The organism is Curtobacterium sp. NPDC086286, from assembly GCF_044746255.1.
In the GTDB taxonomy this organism is placed as follows: Bacteria; Actinomycetota; Actinomycetes; order Actinomycetales; family Microbacteriaceae; genus Curtobacterium.
This window is the reverse complement of sequence record NZ_JBIVBW010000004.1, coordinates 212,199-228,569: the sequence shown is the minus strand read 5'-3', so window position 1 is coordinate 228,569 and position 16,371 is coordinate 212,199. Positions and strand designations below refer to the sequence as shown.

15 protein-coding genes are annotated in these 16,371 nt (G+C 72.5%); 12 read left to right on the top strand and 3 right to left on the bottom strand.

The features are described from left to right. Position 1: 1 nt before the first annotated feature. The 4 genes from ACIPKM_RS09280 (at position 2) to ACIPKM_RS09265 (ending at position 2,652) form a co-directional block, all read left to right on the top strand. Positions 2 to 577: a DUF6286 domain-containing protein gene (locus ACIPKM_RS09280; RefSeq protein ID WP_402736625.1), complete on the top strand. Its 576-nt coding sequence runs from the start codon at positions 2 to 4 to the stop codon at positions 575 to 577. Beyond that, on the top strand, positions 574 to 1,137 hold the full coding sequence (locus ACIPKM_RS09275) for a hypothetical protein (protein ID WP_402736624.1): 564 nt from the start codon (positions 574 to 576) through the stop codon (positions 1,135 to 1,137). Before ACIPKM_RS09280 ends, ACIPKM_RS09275 begins: the two co-directional genes overlap by 4 nt. A gap of 64 nt (positions 1,138 to 1,201) precedes the next feature. Next, positions 1,202 to 2,014, top strand: a complete 813-nt coding sequence (gene aqpZ, locus ACIPKM_RS09270; RefSeq protein WP_402736623.1) for an aquaporin Z — start codon at positions 1,202 to 1,204, stop codon at positions 2,012 to 2,014. Positions 2,015 to 2,112: 98 nt separating this feature from the next. After that, entirely contained in the window at positions 2,113 to 2,652 is a 540-nt protein-coding gene (locus ACIPKM_RS09265; protein ID WP_402736622.1) for a DoxX family protein, read from the top strand. A gap of 73 nt (positions 2,653 to 2,725) precedes the next feature. Here the strand turns inward: ACIPKM_RS09265 and ACIPKM_RS09260 are convergent, their stop codons facing one another. The 3 genes from ACIPKM_RS09260 to ACIPKM_RS09250 all read right to left on the bottom strand — a co-directional run bounded on the left by ACIPKM_RS09260 (position 2,726) and on the right by ACIPKM_RS09250 (position 6,665). After that, positions 2,726 to 4,063, bottom strand: a complete 1,338-nt coding sequence (locus ACIPKM_RS09260; protein WP_402736621.1) for an MFS transporter — start codon at positions 4,061 to 4,063, stop codon at positions 2,726 to 2,728. 80 nt (positions 4,064 to 4,143) lie between these two features. Beyond that, a complete protein-coding gene (locus tag ACIPKM_RS09255) occupies positions 4,144 to 5,724 on the bottom strand; it encodes a Na+/H+ antiporter (RefSeq protein ID WP_402736620.1) in 1,581 nt (526 codons plus the stop codon). Positions 5,725 to 5,855: 131 nt separating this feature from the next. Beyond that, positions 5,856 to 6,665 (bottom strand): DUF427 domain-containing protein, encoded by an 810-nt coding sequence (locus tag ACIPKM_RS09250; RefSeq protein WP_402736619.1) that lies wholly within the window; start codon positions 6,663 to 6,665, stop codon positions 5,856 to 5,858. Positions 6,666 to 6,801: 136 nt separating this feature from the next. Here ACIPKM_RS09250 and ACIPKM_RS09245 point away from each other — a divergent pair, with 136 nt between their 5' ends. From ACIPKM_RS09245 to ACIPKM_RS09210, 8 genes are read left to right on the top strand one after another with little or no spacing between them, the layout of a single operon-like run. Continuing rightward, a complete protein-coding gene (locus ACIPKM_RS09245) occupies positions 6,802 to 7,863 on the top strand; it encodes an LLM class flavin-dependent oxidoreductase (RefSeq protein WP_070418888.1) in 1,062 nt (353 codons plus the stop codon). Beyond that, positions 7,860 to 9,203: an LLM class flavin-dependent oxidoreductase gene (locus ACIPKM_RS09240; RefSeq protein ID WP_402736618.1), complete on the top strand. Its 1,344-nt coding sequence runs from the start codon at positions 7,860 to 7,862 to the stop codon at positions 9,201 to 9,203. Before ACIPKM_RS09245 ends, ACIPKM_RS09240 begins: the two co-directional genes overlap by 4 nt. Further along, the gene (locus tag ACIPKM_RS09235; protein WP_402736617.1) at positions 9,200 to 10,522 is read left to right on the top strand and encodes an NtaA/DmoA family FMN-dependent monooxygenase; all 1,323 of its coding nucleotides are present in this window, start codon (positions 9,200 to 9,202) and stop codon (positions 10,520 to 10,522) included. The genes ACIPKM_RS09240 and ACIPKM_RS09235 overlap by 4 nt, the downstream gene beginning before the upstream one ends. Before the next feature lie 38 nt (positions 10,523 to 10,560). After that, positions 10,561 to 12,120, top strand: coding sequence for an ABC transporter substrate-binding protein (locus tag ACIPKM_RS09230; RefSeq protein ID WP_402736616.1), 1,560 nt, complete (start codon positions 10,561 to 10,563; stop codon positions 12,118 to 12,120). Then, the gene (locus ACIPKM_RS09225) at positions 12,117 to 13,100 is read left to right on the top strand and encodes an ABC transporter permease (RefSeq protein ID WP_402736615.1); all 984 of its coding nucleotides are present in this window, start codon (positions 12,117 to 12,119) and stop codon (positions 13,098 to 13,100) included. Before ACIPKM_RS09230 ends, ACIPKM_RS09225 begins: the two co-directional genes overlap by 4 nt. Continuing rightward, positions 13,097 to 13,987 carry an ABC transporter permease gene (locus tag ACIPKM_RS09220; protein WP_402736614.1) on the top strand — a complete coding sequence of 297 codons (891 nt, stop codon included), beginning with the start codon at positions 13,097 to 13,099 and terminating at the stop codon, positions 13,985 to 13,987. Before ACIPKM_RS09225 ends, ACIPKM_RS09220 begins: the two co-directional genes overlap by 4 nt. Next, positions 13,984 to 15,558: an ATP-binding cassette domain-containing protein gene (locus tag ACIPKM_RS09215; RefSeq protein WP_402736613.1), complete on the top strand. Its 1,575-nt coding sequence runs from the start codon at positions 13,984 to 13,986 to the stop codon at positions 15,556 to 15,558. The genes ACIPKM_RS09220 and ACIPKM_RS09215 overlap by 4 nt, the downstream gene beginning before the upstream one ends. 35 nt (positions 15,559 to 15,593) lie before the next feature. Further along, positions 15,594 to 16,364, top strand: coding sequence for an SDR family oxidoreductase (locus ACIPKM_RS09210; protein ID WP_402736612.1), 771 nt, complete (start codon positions 15,594 to 15,596; stop codon positions 16,362 to 16,364). The last annotated feature ends 7 nt before the right edge of the window (positions 16,365 to 16,371 follow it).

Below are 16,371 nucleotides of genomic sequence, written 5' to 3'. Positions count from 1 at the left end.
CATGAGCAACGGTTCCGTCGAACGACGCATCCGTCGCCGGAGCGTGCACCGCTCCCGCTCGACCGCCGTGGCGGTGTCGCTCGTGGTGCTCGCCCTGGTCGCTGCGTGGATCGGCGCCGAAGCGGTCCTCGCCGCCATCGGCCGGCCCCCGCTGCTCGCCGACCCGCAGACCGTCGTCGACGCTGCGCTCCGCCCGGACGCCGCGTTCGTCACGATCGCGGAGGTCATCGCCGTGGTCCTTCTGGTCCTCGGCGTGGTCCTGATCGTCCTGGCCCTGAAGCCCGGCCGGCAGCACCGCTCCGTCATCGACCACGACCGCGGTGCCGTCGTCATCGACACCCGCATCCTCGCCTCCACCGCCGCGAACGCCGCCGGGATGGCTGCGGGTGTCCCGGAGGGCAACGCCTCCGCGACCGCCCGCGGACGCTCCACCACGGTCCGTGTGGTGCCCGTCAGCGGGATCCCCGTCGACGACGCGGTCATCCGCGACGCCGTCCGGGACCGCCTGTCCGGGTTGGACGAACGCTTCGGCCGACGCGTCAGCGTCACGGTCGAGGAGAAGGGAACCCTCGCATGACCAAGAGCAACCGGACCCTGAACCGGATCATCCTGTTCGTCCTCGGCCTCGTCGCGGTCATCGTCGGCATCACCATCGGCGCGGGCGTCCTGCCCGCCGTCCGCGACGCGATCTCCGGCACCATCCAGCTGCCCCGGAACCTGACCGTGCCGGCGTCGTCGCTGTGGATCATCGTCGCGGTCTGCGCCGTGGTGATCGTCCTGGCGTTGGTGTGGGTGTTCACCCGCGGTGGCGGCGGCACGTCCGTCGCCGTCCGGGAACGCTCCGGCGACGACCAGGTCACCGTCAACGTCGCCCTCGTCCGCGACGTCGTCGACCACGAACTCGACGGCGTCCGCGACGTCATCAGCGCCCGCGTCGACACGTACCTCGTCCGCCGGCAACGCGCCGCACGCATCCGCGTCGCGGTCCGCCGCGGCGGTGACGCCGTCACCGTCCTCACCGCCGTCGACCGGGCCATCACCGTCCTGGACCGCACCCTCGGCCGGCAGATCCCGGTCCTCGTGCACCTCACCGGCGGCACCCGCTCCACCCTCGCCAAATCCACCCGCGTCCACTGACAGCCGTCGGAACACCGACGACCGGCCGGAACACCGACACCCGCACCGAACGGAGAACACCACGATGGCGAACCGCAACCACGACCGCGCCGCGGACGAACCCGTCAGCGAGTCCACGTCCGAGCAGCGCCGTGAGGACGCGGCCGCCTGGTCGCCGGTGGCCCGGTACGCGTCCGAGCTGTTCGGCACGTTCCTCCTCGTGCTCGGCGGTGTCGGCACCGCGCTGTTCGCCGCGAACGTCCCGAGCGCCACGGACAACCAGCAGGGCGTCGACTACCTCGGCGTGGCCCTCGCGTTCGGTCTCACGCTCGTGGCCGGGATCTCGGCCGTCGGGCACATCTCCGGCGGTCACTTCAACCCCGCGGTCACGCTCGGTCTGCTCGCAGCGGGCCGCACCGATGCCCGCCACGTCGCCGGCTACATCGTGGCCCAGATCGTCGGCGGACTCGCCGCGACGAGCATCATCGCCGCGGTGCTCTCCGGCAAGCCGGGGGCCTTCGCGGCCGCTCGTGACGGGGGCTTCGCCTCGAACGGGTACGGCTCGGCGAGCCCCGGCGGGTACGGCCTCGGGTCGGTGTTCCTCGCCGAGGCGGTGCTGACCGGTGTCTTCATCGCCGTCATCCTCTCGATCACCGCCAAGCGGGAGTACCAGGCCGTCGCGCCGATCGGCATCGGGCTCACCCTGACGCTGATCCACCTCGTGAGCATCCCGATCAGCAACACCAGCGTGAACCCGGCGCGCTCGATCGCTGCCGCCGTCTACGGCGGGGCGACACCGCTCGCGCAGCTCTGGGTCTTCATCGTCGCCCCGATCGTCGGTGCCGTCGTCGCCGGTGTCATCGTCCGCGTGAGCGGTCGACGCCAGCTCACCAGCTGACGACCACCGCATCGCGGGACGCCCCGCCGGTCCACACCGGACCGGCGGGGCGTACGTTCTGCGACACCGCTACCGACCACCGACCACCGGGAGAACGCATGAGCTCACGCACCACGACCGCTTCCGTCACCGCCAAGACCCTGCTCCGCATCGCCCTCGGCGCCGTCCTCGTGTCGCACGGCTCCCAGAAGCTCTTCGGCGCGTTCGGCGGCGGCGGCATCGAGGGCACCGCCCAGGGCATGCACCAGATGGGGTTCCGACCCGGCCGCCGCAACGCCGTCCTGGCCGGGATCGGCGAGGCCGGCTCCGGTGCCGCCCTCGCGCTCGGCCTGGCCACCCCGATCGCCGGTGCAGGCGCCGCGACGACCATGGGTGTCGCCTCGAGCGTGCACACTCCGAACGGCTTCTTCAACGCCGACGGCGGGTTCGAGTTCCCGGCGTTCCTCGGCTTCTCGGCGGCGATGTTCGCCCTCGGCGGCCCCGGTCCGGTGTCCCTCGACCACGCGTCCGGCCACGTCTTCGACCGTCCGTGGCTGCGGGGACTCGCCCTCGCGGCGGTCCCGGTGGCGATCGCGGTCCAGGTCGCGCAGCGTCGGAAGGCGCTCGCCTCGGAACCGGCGGCTGCCGACGAGTCGTAGGACGTGACGGACGGGAGGCGCGGTGCCAGCCGGCACCGCGCCTCCCGTCCGTCACGCGGTGGCGACCAGTGCCTCACGCACTGCGGATGCGGGTCGCCGCGACGGCGGCGGCGAGGATCACGACGCCGGCGAGGGCGAAGGCGAGTTGCATCCCGGTCACGAAGTGCGCCCGATCGGCCAGGAACGCGCCGAAGACCGCGATCGCGACCGCCCCGCCCACCTGGCGGAACGTGTTGAAGACGGCGCTGGCGGTGCCCGCACGGTCGGCGGGGACGCTCGCGAGGACGATCGAGGTCGCCGGCGGCATCGCGACGGAGCCGCCGACGCCGGTGAGGATCGAGCACACCACGACCGCGACGACCGATCCCGTCGGCGCGGCGACGATCCCGACGACCAGGCCGACCACCATGCAGCTCAGCCCCGCGACGACGGGGACGCGCGTGCCGAGCCGGTTCGCGAGCGTGCCGCTGACGACGTTGCCGACGACGCTGCCCACCGCCGACGGCAGGAACACGAGGCCGGCGACCAGCGGGGCGAGGCCGAGGTGCTGCTGGAGGAAGAGACCGAGGACGAACACGCTGCCGAAGTTGCCGACCATGAAGGCGAACCCGACCCCGAGGGCGATCCGCATGCTCGACGACCGGAACAGGTCGAGCGGCATCATCGGGTGTGCACCGCGCGCCTGGACGATCAGGAACCCGACGAGAGCGAGCGCAGCGACGACGAGGGCTCCGACCACCGGTGGCGTGCCGAACCCCTCGGCCCCGCCCTCGATCAGGCCGTACACGAGGCCGATCAGCGTGAGGAGCGCGAGCGCCTGGCCGAGCGGGTCGAACCGTGCCGTCCGCGTCACCGACGGTGCCAGCCGCGAGCGCAGCACGAGCATCGCGACGCACACCGGCAGGTTGATCGCGAACACGAGCCGCCAGTCGAACGTGGTGAGCAGTCCGCCCAGCAGCGGACCGACGGCGCCCGCGACGGCGCCGCCGACCGCCCAGATCCCGAGGGCGTGGGCCCGTTCGCGGGCGTCCGGAAACCCCTCGCGGACGAGCTCCATGGACGCCGGGAGCATCACCGCGGCCGCAGCTCCCTGGGCGGCACGTGCCGCGACCAGGGCTCCGAGCGTGGGCGACAGTGCGCAGGCTGCGGAGGCGACGAGGAACCCGACGGTGCCCCACCCGATCGCGCGTCCCGCTCCGATCCGCTCGGACAGGTTGCCGGCGAAGAGCAGCAGCGACGCGAACAGCAGCGTGTAGGCGTCGATCACCCACTGCAGACCGGCGGTGCTGCCGCCCAGCTCACGGCCGATCCGGGTCAGCGCGACGGTGACGATCAGGACGTCGAGCGTGATGAGGAAGAACGCCAGCGCGGCGAGGAGCAGGGCGAGGCGCGGAGCAGTGGGGCGGAGCACGTCTCCGATGGTCGTGGATCGTCGACGCGTGGGGGATGCCCTGTCGGGGAACCCGTCGACCCGGCTCGGGCGGCTCGGGATCAGACTGTCGTGGTGCCGCTCAGCCGCGCCTCCTCCGCGTCGTACCCCGACCGCACCTGCCGCAGCACGAGGTCGTCGATCTCGTCGGCGTCCCGCAACCGCAGGAGCGTCGCGGCCTTGTGTCGGACCAGCGCGAGCTCGAGGGCGACCGCGGTGTCGTGCCGTTGCAGGGCCGGGTGGTCGTCGTCCTCTTCCTCACGGGCCTGGATGACGTCGAGGTGCGCCTCGTAGTCCTTCCGCACCCGCTCCACGGTCGCACGGTCCGCGCCGGTCGAGCGGGCCAGGCGGGGGAGTGCGTCGAGCGCCTCCTCGATCGCGGTGCGCTCGGCGTAGCGGCGCTCCTCGCCGACCGATTCGTCCTCGGGCAGAGCCGCTCGGCGCAGGACGGCCGGCAGCACCAGGGCCTGCCCGACGATCGTGACGACGACGACCCCGGCGGTGACGAAGACGATGAGGTCCCGGTCGGGGAAGGCCGCGCCGGACTCGAGGGTCCGGGGCACGGCGACGGCCATCGCGAGCGACACCGCCCCGCGGAACCCGGCGAAACCGCTGACGAGCCGGTCCCGGTGGCCCTCGCGCGGTGCTCCGCCGGACCGTCGGGTGACGAGCCACACCGTGCCGCCGGCAGCGTTGAGGAACGCGAACCGTACGAGCACGAGGGCGATCGACACGGCGGCGATCACGCCGGTGGCGCGCAGGAGCTCGGCGGGCTCCAGCGCACGGGCGGCGACCATCGCCTCGATGCCGACGAGCACGAACAGCGCGCCGTTCAGCAGGAAGGTCAGGAACGACCAGAACGCGCGGACCTGCTGACGGGTCTCGGCGCGGTCGAGCTTCGGACCGACCTGGCTCACCACGATGCCGGCGGCCACGACCGCGAGGACGCCGGAGGCCCCGATCGCCTCGGCACCGAGGAACGCGACGAACGGCACGAGGAGGGTCACCAGGTTCTCGAGGACGACCGTGTCGACGCGCCGGAGCACCTGCGTGCCGAGCCACGCCGCGACCAGACCGGCCGCCACGCCGCCGAGGTAGGACAGCGCGAGCATGCCCGAGACGCCCCAGAACGTGAGCTCCTGCGTGCCGACCGTGACCGCGACGGCGATCCCGTAGACCACGAGGGTGGTGCCGTCGTTGACGAGGCTCTCGGCACGCAGCACCGTGACGTTCCGTCGCGGCAGCATCTTCGTGAGCACCCCGACGGCCGTGGCGTCGGTCGGGGCCACGGCGGCACCGAGCACCCAGGCCGGACCCCACGGCATGCCGAGCAGGTGGAGCAGGACGGCGATCGCCCCGGCCGTGACCACGACGAGCAGCGTGCCCATCAGGACGATGCCGCGCAGGTTCTTCCGGATCTCGCGCAGGGACGTCGTCAGGCTCTCCCAGTACAGCAGCGCCGGCAGGAAGAGCAGCAGGACGGCGTCGGCGGGGAGCTGCACACCCGCGAACTCGGGCACGAGGGCGAGCAGCGCGCCGAAGACGAGCAGCAGCACCGGCGGGGCGACCCGGATGCGGTCGGCGATGCCCGCCGTCAGGGCGATGGCGAGGCCGAGCACGACCACCAGTTCAGGTCCCAGCACACGCACTCCTCGATCGACCGACACCCCAGTCAACGCGGTGGGCGCTGACAGCGCACACGCGCGCCGGGCGGTGGTCGCGACCAGTGCCGGACGGGAGGCGCGGGTCGGGCCCGACCCGCGCCTCCCGTCCGTCAGACGCGCAGGTCCACCGCGGACGACGCGCGGACGCCGTCCACCTCGACGACCACCCGCTCACCCCAGAACGCGACGCGGTCGCGGACGGCGGCGACCGCGGGGAAGGGGTCCGGGTAGGACCACGCGACGTCCTCGACGGTGCCGTCCGCGCGCCGGACGCCCCAGTACGCGGTCGCGTGGCCCTTGTACGGGCACTCGCTGACGGTGTCGGTGGCGACGAGCTCGTCGAACCGGACGTCCTCGCGGGGCAGGTACCAGCGCGTCGGCAGGCCGGTCTCGTACACGGCGACGGGCGAACGGGAGTCGGCGAGCACCCGGTCGCCGTCGCGGACCAGGACGTGCCGGCTGCTCGGGAGCGCGTCCACCCGGTTGTGCGGGTCGCGGGGGTGGGTGATGACGCGCTCGTCCTCCTCGTACCAGGCGTCCAGGACCCCGGGGGTCCACGTGACGCCGAGCCACCCGTCGAGGCCGTCGTCGTCCCACGACCAGGCGACGTGCGGGACGACCCGGTCGGGGAGCCGGAGGTGGTACCAGCGTCGTGCCGGTCGGACCGGGCGCCAGGACCGACCCGGTGCGGGTGCGTCGTCCGCCGGCGACAGGAGGTCGGCGCGGACGTCGGCTCGTGGGATCCCGTACTCGAGGACCTTGTGGCCCGCCTCCCACACGAGGATCGGCGCACGGGTGTCCACGACCGTCAGGCCGTCGACGACCGCGCGGACCCAGCGGCTGCTCGGCTCCCACGTGAGGTGATCCGGCAGGGCGGGGTGACGACGGCGGAGGGTGTCGGATTCGGCGGGCTGCGGCACGGGGCGATCATGCCCCTCGGACGCCGTCCGTGCGCACTCCTACGTTGTGTGACGTCGCGCAACGCTCCGTTACGTCGCCGCTCGTGGACCGTCGGTGGTGCGTGTTTGCATCACTCCACTGACGAGGGAGTGTTCCATGACGCACGTCGAACGGGCCGCCCGCGTGGCCTCGGTGCCACTGCGGATCGCGGTGTTCTCGCACGGGACGGAAGCGCCGCCGGCGAGCCGGGCGTACCGCGACGAGCTGGACCTGTTCGCGGCCGCGGAACGACTCGGGTACGAGAGCGCGTGGGTCCGGCAGTTCCACTTCCGGCACGACGACGACCCGACCCGCGGCGGGCTGCCGTCACCGTTCGTCTTCTTCGCCGCCCTCGCCGAGCGCACCTCGACCCTGCGGCTCGGACTCGGTGCGGTGACGCTCCCGCACGAGGACCCGGTCCGCGTCGCCGAGGACGCCGCGGTGCTCGACGCGCTCAGCGACGGCCGGGTCGAGCTCGGCGTCGCGAACGGCGGCGGCCCGGAGACCCTGGACGTCTTCGCGCCGGACCTCGCCCACGCCGAGCACGAGGCACGTCGGGCGGCCTTCGACGCCCAGCTCGACACGCTGCTCGGTGCGCTCCGCGGGGAGCCGCTCGGGACCGGCACGGCCCGACTGAACCCGGACGGCAGCGCACTGCTGGACCGGCTCTGGGACGCCACCCTCACCGCCGGCAGCGCTGCGATCGCCGCCACCCGGGGACACGGGGTCCTGGTCGGCACCACCCAGACGGTACCGGCCGAGGTCACCGCCGCCGCCTACCTCGACGCGCTGCCCGACGGCGCGGTGCCGCGGGTGGCGCTCTCCACCGCGATCTACCCGGCCCGTGACCGTGCCACGGCGCTGCGCGAGGCCCGTGCCGGCATCGAGGCGAAGTACGCGTGGGGCGAGTCGTTCCTGCCCCCGGCGTCGACCCTGGCCGAGAAGGCCGCGTCGCTGAACCTGCACTACGGCACCGCCGAGGACATCGCCGAGTCGATCCTGTCGAAGCCGTACTCCCGGTACGCCACGCAGCTCAACGTGCAGGTCGAGCACGGTTACGCCGACCAGGAGCGTCGGCGCGAGGCCCTCGCGCTGTTCGCGGAGGACGTCGCGCCACGCATCGGGGCGACGGTGGGGCCGGTCGCACCGGCACGGACACGAGAGGCGGTGACGGCATGACGCGCGACGGCGGCCTCGTGCTGGGCGGGATGGTCTTCTACCCGGGCGGTGAACACGTCACGAGCTGGCGGCTGCCCGGCAGCGAACCGGAGCAGTACCTCGACGTGGAGTACTACGTCCGGTTCGCCCAGACGCTCGAGCGTGGCGGGTTCGCGACGCTCTTCATCGCCGACGAGCTCTACGTCTGGGACCGCTTCGACTCGGGCATCGACCACGTCGTGAACATCCGCACCGAGCCCTTCACGCTGCTCGGCGCGCTGTCCCAACGGACCGAGCACATCGGACTCGCCGCCACGGTGTCGACGACGTACAACGAGCCGTACCACGTCGCCCGGAAGCTCGCCTCGCTCGACCACCTCAGCGAGGGCCGCGCCGCGTGGAACCTCGTCACGAGCGCCTCCGACGAAGAGGCGTGGAACTTCGGGCGCGACGCCAACCTCGACCACGCGGTGCGCTACCGGCGCGGGGCCGAGTTCGTCGACGTCGTGCAGGGACTCTGGGACAGCTGGGACGACGACGCCTTCCTGCACGACAAGCAGTCCGGGTACTTCGCCAAGCGCGAGGGCCTGCACGTCCTCGACCACCAGGGTGAGTTCTTCCGGGTGCGGGGACCCCTGAACATCGCCCGTCCGCCCCAGGCACACCCGGTGCTGTTCCAGGCCGGCGCGTCCGAGGCCGGCCGAGCGCTGGCGGGGGCGAAGGCCGAGGGCGTGTTCACGCTCTGGCAGGACGAGCTCGCCGACGCGCAGGCGCTGTACGCCGACTACAAGCGCCGAGCCGTCGACAACGGCCGCGACCCGTCGTCGATGCTCATCCTGCCGGCCGTGTCACCGGTCATCGGCGACACCGAGGCGGACGCGCTGCGGCAACTCGACGAGATCGAGGAACTCACGCCGGACCGCGTCTCGCTCGACCTGCTCTCGCACTACCTGCAGACCGACCTGTCCGACCGACCGCTCGACGCGCCGTTCGAGCACGTCTTCGACGAGTCGTCGATCACCCAGTCGAAGTCGGTGTACGAGTCGATCCGACGCATCGCCGCGGACGCCACGACGCTGCGCGAGGTCTACCGGACGATCCTGCGGCGCCGGTTCCTGCCCGGAACACCCGAGCAGATCGCGGACTGGCTGACCGAGCGCTACGAGCAGGACGCCGCGGACGGCTTCATGCTCGCGTTCTCGTCGATCCCGATGAGCGTGGACCGGTTCGTCGACCAGGTGGTGCCGGAGCTCGAACGCCGCGGCGTGTACGACCGCACGTACCGTGGGGACACCCTGCGCGAGCACCTCGGGCTGGCGCGACCGGCGAGCACGCTCCAGACGGCGGAGGTCTCGGCATGAGCGACCGGATCCTGCTCGGTGCGTTCGCCTTCCACCCCGGCGGCGCACACGTCACCGGCTGGCGGCACCCGTCGTCGCGGCCGGCCGAGCACCTGACGATCGGCCACCACCGCCACATCGCGCAGAGCGCCGAGCGCGGGTTCTTCGACACGCTGTTCCTGGCGGACGGCCTGTACTTCTGGGACCGGTACCCGTCGGGCGTCGACCACTACGGCGCGCTCCGCCCGGAGCCGTTCACCCTGCTCGCGGCGCTGTCCCAGGTGACCAGCCGCATCGGGCTCGCGGCGACGGTCTCGACCACCTACAACGAGCCGTACCACGTGGCGCGGACGATCGCCTCCCTCGACCACATCAGCCGGGGCCGCGCGGCGTGGAACCTCGTCACGAGCCGCTACGACGAAGAGGCCCGGAACTTCGGCGGCGACGCGCACATCGACCACTCCCGCAGGTACGAGCGCGGCCGCGAGTTCGTCGACGTCGTCCACGGTCTGCTCGACAGCTGGGACGACGACGCGATCCGTGCGGACGCCGCGACCGGGATCTTCGCCGACCGGGACGGGCTGCACCGGCTCGACCACGACGGGGAGTTCTTCCGAGTGCGGGGTCCGCTCAACATCGCCCGGCCGCCGCAGGGCCACCCGCTGCTGTTCCAGGCCGGCGGCTCCGAGTCCGGCCTCGAGCTCGCCGCCGACACCGCGGACGCCGTGTTCACGCGGGGTGGGTCCGCGGCCGACGTCCGTCGGTTCGTCGACGACCTGCGCGCCCGGGCGGTCCGGCACGGTCGCGCTGCCGACGCCGTGAAGATCATGCCCTCGGTCATGCCGGTCGTGGGGGAGACCGCCGCCGACGCCCGGGCCGAGGCGGACGCGATCCTCGCACTCACCCCGGACGCGCTCATCCTCGAGGACGTGTCGCACCAGATCGGCCAGGACCTGTCGGGGCGCGACGTCGACGTGCCGTTCGACTACGCCGAGGAGTTCGACACCTCGAACGAGACCCGGTCGCCGAAGCCCGCGGTCGAGCGCCTCCTCGCGGACGGGCCGGCGACGCCCCGCGACGTCTACTCGTGGTCGTACCGGCGGAGCCTGCTCACCGGCACCGGGCCGGAGATCGCCGACCGGCTCGAGGAACTCGCGGACGACGGCGGAGCGGACGGCTTCATCGTGCAGTTCCCGTACCTGCCGGGTGGCATCGACCGCTTCGTCGACCACGTCGTGCCCGAGCTGCAGCGCCGCGGCCGGACCGCGACCACGTACGACGACCTCACCCTGCGTGAGCGGTTCGGACACCCCCGCGTGCCCGACCGCGCGCACCGCTGACCGCACCACCCCCTGCACCCCGAACCCAGGAGCCAACCATGACCGTCGACCTCACGTCGCGGCGGCGTCGCCTCAAGCGCCTCGCCCTCGCGGCCACCGCGTCCGCCCTCGCCCTCACCCTCGCCGCGTGCTCGTCCGGTGGCGACGCCTCGTCCGGCTCCTCGGACGCCGGCACCTACACGCTCGGCCTCCAGGAGCCCGACAGCACCATCAACCCCCTCACCACGTCCGACTACAACGCGATGTTCATCGTCGGGCTGGCATCCGAGGGACTCCTCAGCCAGGACGCGCAGGGCAAGCTCGAGGGCCGGCTCGCCGACTCCTGGAAGGCCTCGTCCGACGGGCGCACCTGGACCGTCACCCTGCGCGACGGCCTGAAGTTCTCGGACGGCGCCGCCCTCACGAGCAAGGACGTCGTCGCGACCTTCGACTCGATCATCGGCTCGGACAGCCAGTCGCCCGGCAAGTCGAGCTTCGAGGGCATCCTCGGGTCCGTCGCCGCGGACGGGGACTCCGCCGTGGAGTTCACGCTCGACAAGCCCTACGCCGACTTCCCCTACCTGCTCACCGGCTCGAACACGACGATCCAGCCCGCCGGCTTCAAGGCATCGACGAACTGGGCGAAGCAGCCCGTCGGTGCCGGCCAGTTCGTGCTGTCGAAGTACTCCGCCGGACAGGGCGCGACGTTCACGAAGAACCCCGACTACTGGGACGCGAAGGACGTCGACCTCGACAAGGTCGACGTGAAGTTCTACGCCGACGACCAGGCACAGCTGCTGGCCTTCCAGAGCGGCGAGATCGACCAGATCGCGTCGAGCCCCACCGCGACCTCGACGCTGCAGGCCTCCGACTACAACGAGACCAAGCCGTACTACAACAAGTTCGACGGCATCTTCCTCGACGTGACCAAGGCGCCGTTCGACGACCCGGACGTCCGCGAGGCGTTCGCCCTGGCGCTCGACCGGAAGGAGATCGTCAAGACGGTCTACGGCGGGAACGCCGAGGTCGGCAACGACACCACGTTCTTCCCGAGTTCCGCGATCCAGCCGAAGGGCCTCGAGCAGCGGTCGCAGGACGCGGCGAAGGTGCGGGAGCTCCTCGGCGGCAAGACCGTGTCGTTCGAGATCACCACGCTCGACGCCGAGAAGGCGCTCGCCCAGGTGGTGCAGCAGCAGCTCGAGGCCGTCGGCGGGTTCGACGTCACGCTCAAGGTGCTCACGAGCGCGCAGTACTACGCCGACGGGGCCGACACGCCGTGGCTCAACGCGCCGGTGACGATCACGAACTGGGCGCAGCGACTGCCGGCCCAGTACGTCGACCTGATCTACCGGTCCGGCGCCGCCTGGAACGCGTCGAAGTACTCGAACCCGGAGCTCGAGACCCTCGTCGACCAGTACGAGTCGACCACGTCGGAGTCCGAGCGGCAGGACCTCGCCGACCGGATCGCGACGATCGAGTGGACGGACCTGCCGGTGATCGTGCCGGCGTTCGCGTCGAGCAGCATCCTGCTGCAGAAGCGTGTGACGGGGACCTTCCGGTCCGGGCAGGACTTCCCCGGCGGGTTCGACTTCCGCGGGATCGGGGTCACCTCGTCATGAGCACCGCGCGTCGTCGTCGTCTGCTGTCCCTCGTCGGCCAGCGGGTCGTCCAGATCCCGCTCGTCCTGGTCGTGGTCTCGCTCCTCACGTTCTGGCTGGTCCAGGTCGTCCCGGGGGACCCCGGTCGGAACGCGCTCGGGCAGTACGCGACGGCGGCGCAGGTGCAGGCCTGGAACGTCGACCACGGACTCGACGGCTCCCTCGTGAGCCGGTACCTGCACTGGATCGGCGGGTTCGTGACCGGCGACTGGGGCACGAGCTTCGTGTACTCCGAGCCGGTGCGGGACCTGGTGCTCGGACGGCTCGGCAACTCGCTCCTGCTGGGCGCGTACGCCTTCGTCATCATGGTGCCGGTCGCCCTCGTGCTCGGCGCCGTGCAGGCCTACCGACAGGGGCGCCGGTCGGACCGTGCCGTGACGGTGGGCCTGCTGACCGTCTCCGCGATCCCGGAGTTCGTGGTCGGGATCGTCCTGCTGCTGGTCTTCGCGGTCTGGCTCCGCGTCGTGCCCGTGCAGGCGTCCGGGGCGCTCGACGCGGGGTTCGGCGAGCGGCTCCGGGTGCTCACCCTGCCGGCGGTCGTGCTGGCCCTGGCGTACCTCGCCGTCCTGACCCGGATGGTGCGGGCCGGCGTCATCGAGACGATCCGGTCGCAGTTCCACCGGACCGCGGTGCTGAAGGGGCTGACGACCGGTCAGATCGTCCGGCGGCACGTCGTCCGCAACGCGCTCATCCCGACGTTCTCGGTGCTCGGGATCTACCTCGGCACCCTGCTCGGCGGGAGCGTGATCGTGGAGACGCTCTTCTCGTACCCGGGGCTCGGCGCGCTGCTCGTGTCGGCCGCCGAGCGGAAGGACGCGCTCCTGCTCGAGAGCGGCGTGATGCTCGCCGGAGCGCTGTCCCTCGGCGCGCTGCTGCTCACCGACCTCCTGTTCGTCGTGGTGGACCCCCGGATCCGGTTCGAACGGCGGGTCACCGCATGACCGCCGTCGTCCCCGGAGCCCTCGCCACCGACGCCCCGGTCGTCACCGGGCCGGAGCAGACCGCCGGGTCGCGCCGTGCCCGCCGTGGCTGGCGCGCGCTGCTGGGTCGCCCGACCTTCCTGGTCTCGGTCGCGGTCCTCGTCTGGTGGGTCGTCCTCGCCGTCGGGTGGCACGCGCTCGGGTTGCAGCCGTTCGCGAAGACCGGGGAACTCCTGCAGGCGCCGAGTGCGGCGCACTGGTTCGGCACCGACTCGCTCGGACGCGACGTCTTCGCCCGGGTCGCGGCCGGAGCCCGCCCGGCGCTCGTGATCGGCCCGTTCGGTGCCGCGCTCGCGACCGTCCTCGGCGGCACGCTCGGGCTCGTCGCGGGCTTCCACCGCGGCTGGGTCGACACCGCCCTGATGCGCTTCTTCGACGTGCTCCTCGCGCTGCCGAGCCTCATCTTCCTGGTGGTGCTCGTGGGGGCGTTCGGCGTCTCGACCCCGGCGCTCGTGCTCATCGTCGGCGTGCTGTTCGCACCGGGCATCGCGCGCATCGTCCGTGCCGCGGTGCTCGTCGAGATGGGCAAGTCCTACGTGCAGGCGGCCCGGCTCCAGGGCGAGAGTGCGCTCCGGGCGATGCTCACCGAGCTCCTGCCGAACGTCGTCGGGGTGTTCGTCGTGCAGGCCGTCCTGAGCCTCGGTGCCGCCATCTTCATCACCGCGTCGCTGTCCTTCCTCGGCCTCGGGTCGCAACCTCCGGCCGCCGACTGGGGCCTCGACATCAACGCGAACCGCGCCTACCTGCAGGCCGCCTGGTGGACGGTCGTCTTCCCGGGCGTCGCCGTGGCGTCGATCGTCGTCGCCGCGAACCTCATCGCGGACAACCTCAAGGAGGTCACCGAGTGAGCGAACCGCTGGTCCGCGTCGAGGGACTCACCGTCGCGTACCGCGGTGTCAGGGTCGTCGACGGGGTGTCGTTCACGATCGAGGCGGGCGGGTCGTACGGCCTCGTCGGCGAGTCCGGCTCCGGCAAGAGCACGGTGGCGGGGACCCTCACCGCTTCGCTCGGTCCGGATGCCGACGTCTCGGCGGCGGCGATCGTCGTCGACGGTTCGGACGTCCCCACGCTCCGCCGCGAACGGCTCCGGCGCTTCCGGCGTGACGTGGTCGCCGTCGTGCACCAGGAGCCGGGCCTCGCGCTGAACCCGACGATGCCCGTCGGCCGTCAGGTCGCCGAGGTGCTCCGTGCCACCGGGTCCGGGCGGGCCGAGGCCGAGTCCGGCACGGTCGAGGCGTTCACCCGCGTCGGACTGCCCGACCCGGACACGATCGGTGTCCGGTACCCGCACGAGCTGTCCGGCGGGCAGCAGCAGCGCGTCGCGATCGCGATGGCCCTGGTCTCCCGGCCGCGGCTGCTCGTGCTCGACGAGCCCACGACCGGCCTCGACAGCACCGTCGAGGCGGGGATCATGGCGCTGATCGACGAACTGCGCGAGGAGACCGGTTTCGCCACGCTCCTCATCAGCCACAACCTGCCGCTCGTCGCCGCGCACTGCGAGCGGGTCGGTGTCCTCCGGCACGGCGTGCTCGTCGAGGAGGGCTCCGCCCGGACGGTGCTCGGTGCGCCGTCCGAGCCGTACACGTTGCAGCTCGTCGAGGCGCTGCCGGACATCACCGCGGGCAAGGCCGCCCGCGGCACCACGGAGGACGACGTGCTCGTGTCGGTCCGCGGCCTCCGCAAGGAGTACGACGGTGCGGTCGCCCTCGACGGCATCGACCTCGACCTGCACCGGGGCGAGGTCCTCGGCGTCGTCGGGGAGTCCGGCTCCGGCAAGACCACGTTCGGGCGCGCCCTCGCCGGCCTCGTCCGGTTCGACGGCACGGTGACCACGGCTGCGTCCGCCGCGGGCGACGGCCCCGGGCGACGGACCCCGCCCGTGCAGGTCGTGTTCCAGAACGCCGACGCGTCGCTCAACCCGAGGCGGACCGTCCGGCAGGTGCTCGGCCGGGCGATCCGACTGCTCGGTGGCGAGGGCAGCGCCGAGGACCTCGCCGCCCGGGTCGGACTCGACGCCGAGGTCCTCGACCGCCGGCCGGCGCAGCTCTCCGGCGGACAGAAGCAGCGCGTCGCCATCGCCCGGGCCTTCGCCGGTCCCGTCCCGTTGGTCGTGTGCGACGAGCCCACCTCGGCGCTCGACGTGTCCGTGCAGGCGCGGATCCTCGACCTCGTCCTCGACCTGCAGCGCACCACCGGGACGACGTGCGTCTTCGTGTCGCACGACCTCGCGGTGGTGCGTCGCGTCGCCGACCGGATCGCGGTCTTCGACGCCGGGCGGATCGTCGACGTCGGTCCGGCCGAGCAGCTGTTCGACGCGGGACGGCACCCGCGCACGCGGGAGCTGGTCGCGGCCGCGTTCGACCTCCGTCGGCGAGCGGGCCTGGTCGCACCGGTGCCCGACGGGGTGGTCGACGCATGACGCACGGGGACGGACGTCCGCGGTAGCGTGCCGCCATGAGCGACGACACGACCCCCGCCCCCGCGCGTGACACCCGCATCGCCGTCGTGACCGGCGGCGGCAGCGGGATCGGCCGCTCCGCCGCACTCGCGCTGGCGGGCGACGGGTGGACGGTCGTGGTCGCCGGACGGCGGCGTGGCCCGCTCGACGAGGTCGCGGCCGTCTCGGAGCGCATCGTGCCGGTCGTCGCCGACGTCTCGGTCGAGGCGGACGTCCGACGGCTCTTCGACGAGACCGTCGCGCGGTTCGGCCGACTCGACCTCCTGTTCAACAACGCCGGCACCGGGGCGCCGGCGACGCAGTTCGACGAGATCACGCTCGACACCTGGGACGAGGTGCTGGCCGTGACCCTCACGGGTTCGTTCCTCTGCGCCCGCGAGGCGTTCCGGATCATGCGGACCCAGACACCGCAGGGCGGCCGCATCATCAACAACGGCTCGATCTCCGCGCACGCACCGCGTCCGCTCTCCGCGCCCTACACGGTCGCCAAGCACGCGGTGGCCGGCCTGACCAAGCAGCTCCAGCTCGACGGTCGGGCGTTCGGCATCGCCTGCGGGCAGCTCGACATCGGCAACGCCGCCACCACGATGGGGTCGGGCGCGGCGGACGGGACGATGCAGGCGGACGGCTCGATCCGCCCCGAACCGACGATGGACGTCGCCGAGACGGGCCGAGCGGTCGCGTACATGGCCGGGATGCCGGCCGGCACGAACGTGCCGAACCTGACGGTCATGCCGACCGCGATGCCGTTCGTCGGTCGCGGCTGACACCGGA

What these genes read in the sequence shown, in the direction of transcription:
- ACIPKM_RS09235 (WP_402736617.1), top strand. Translation starts at nt 9,200, where the DNA reads ATGAGCGACCGGATCCTGCTCGGTGCGTTCGCCTTCCACCCCGGCGGC.
- ACIPKM_RS09240 (WP_402736618.1), top strand. Translation starts at nt 7,860, where the DNA reads ATGACGCGCGACGGCGGCCTCGTGCTGGGCGGGATGGTCTTCTACCCG.
- aqpZ (WP_402736623.1), top strand. Translation starts at nt 1,202, where the DNA reads ATGGCGAACCGCAACCACGACCGCGCCGCGGACGAACCCGTCAGCGAG.
- ACIPKM_RS09225 (WP_402736615.1), top strand. Translation starts at nt 12,117, where the DNA reads ATGAGCACCGCGCGTCGTCGTCGTCTGCTGTCCCTCGTCGGCCAGCGG.
- ACIPKM_RS09245 (WP_070418888.1), top strand. Translation starts at nt 6,802, where the DNA reads ATGACGCACGTCGAACGGGCCGCCCGCGTGGCCTCGGTGCCACTGCGG.
- ACIPKM_RS09210 (WP_402736612.1), top strand. Translation starts at nt 15,594, where the DNA reads ATGAGCGACGACACGACCCCCGCCCCCGCGCGTGACACCCGCATCGCC.
- ACIPKM_RS09265 (WP_402736622.1), top strand. Translation starts at nt 2,113, where the DNA reads ATGAGCTCACGCACCACGACCGCTTCCGTCACCGCCAAGACCCTGCTC.
- ACIPKM_RS09220 (WP_402736614.1), top strand. Translation starts at nt 13,097, where the DNA reads ATGACCGCCGTCGTCCCCGGAGCCCTCGCCACCGACGCCCCGGTCGTC.
- ACIPKM_RS09275 (WP_402736624.1), top strand. Translation starts at nt 574, where the DNA reads ATGACCAAGAGCAACCGGACCCTGAACCGGATCATCCTGTTCGTCCTC.
- ACIPKM_RS09230 (WP_402736616.1), top strand. Translation starts at nt 10,561, where the DNA reads ATGACCGTCGACCTCACGTCGCGGCGGCGTCGCCTCAAGCGCCTCGCC.
- ACIPKM_RS09280 (WP_402736625.1), top strand. Translation starts at nt 2, where the DNA reads ATGAGCAACGGTTCCGTCGAACGACGCATCCGTCGCCGGAGCGTGCAC.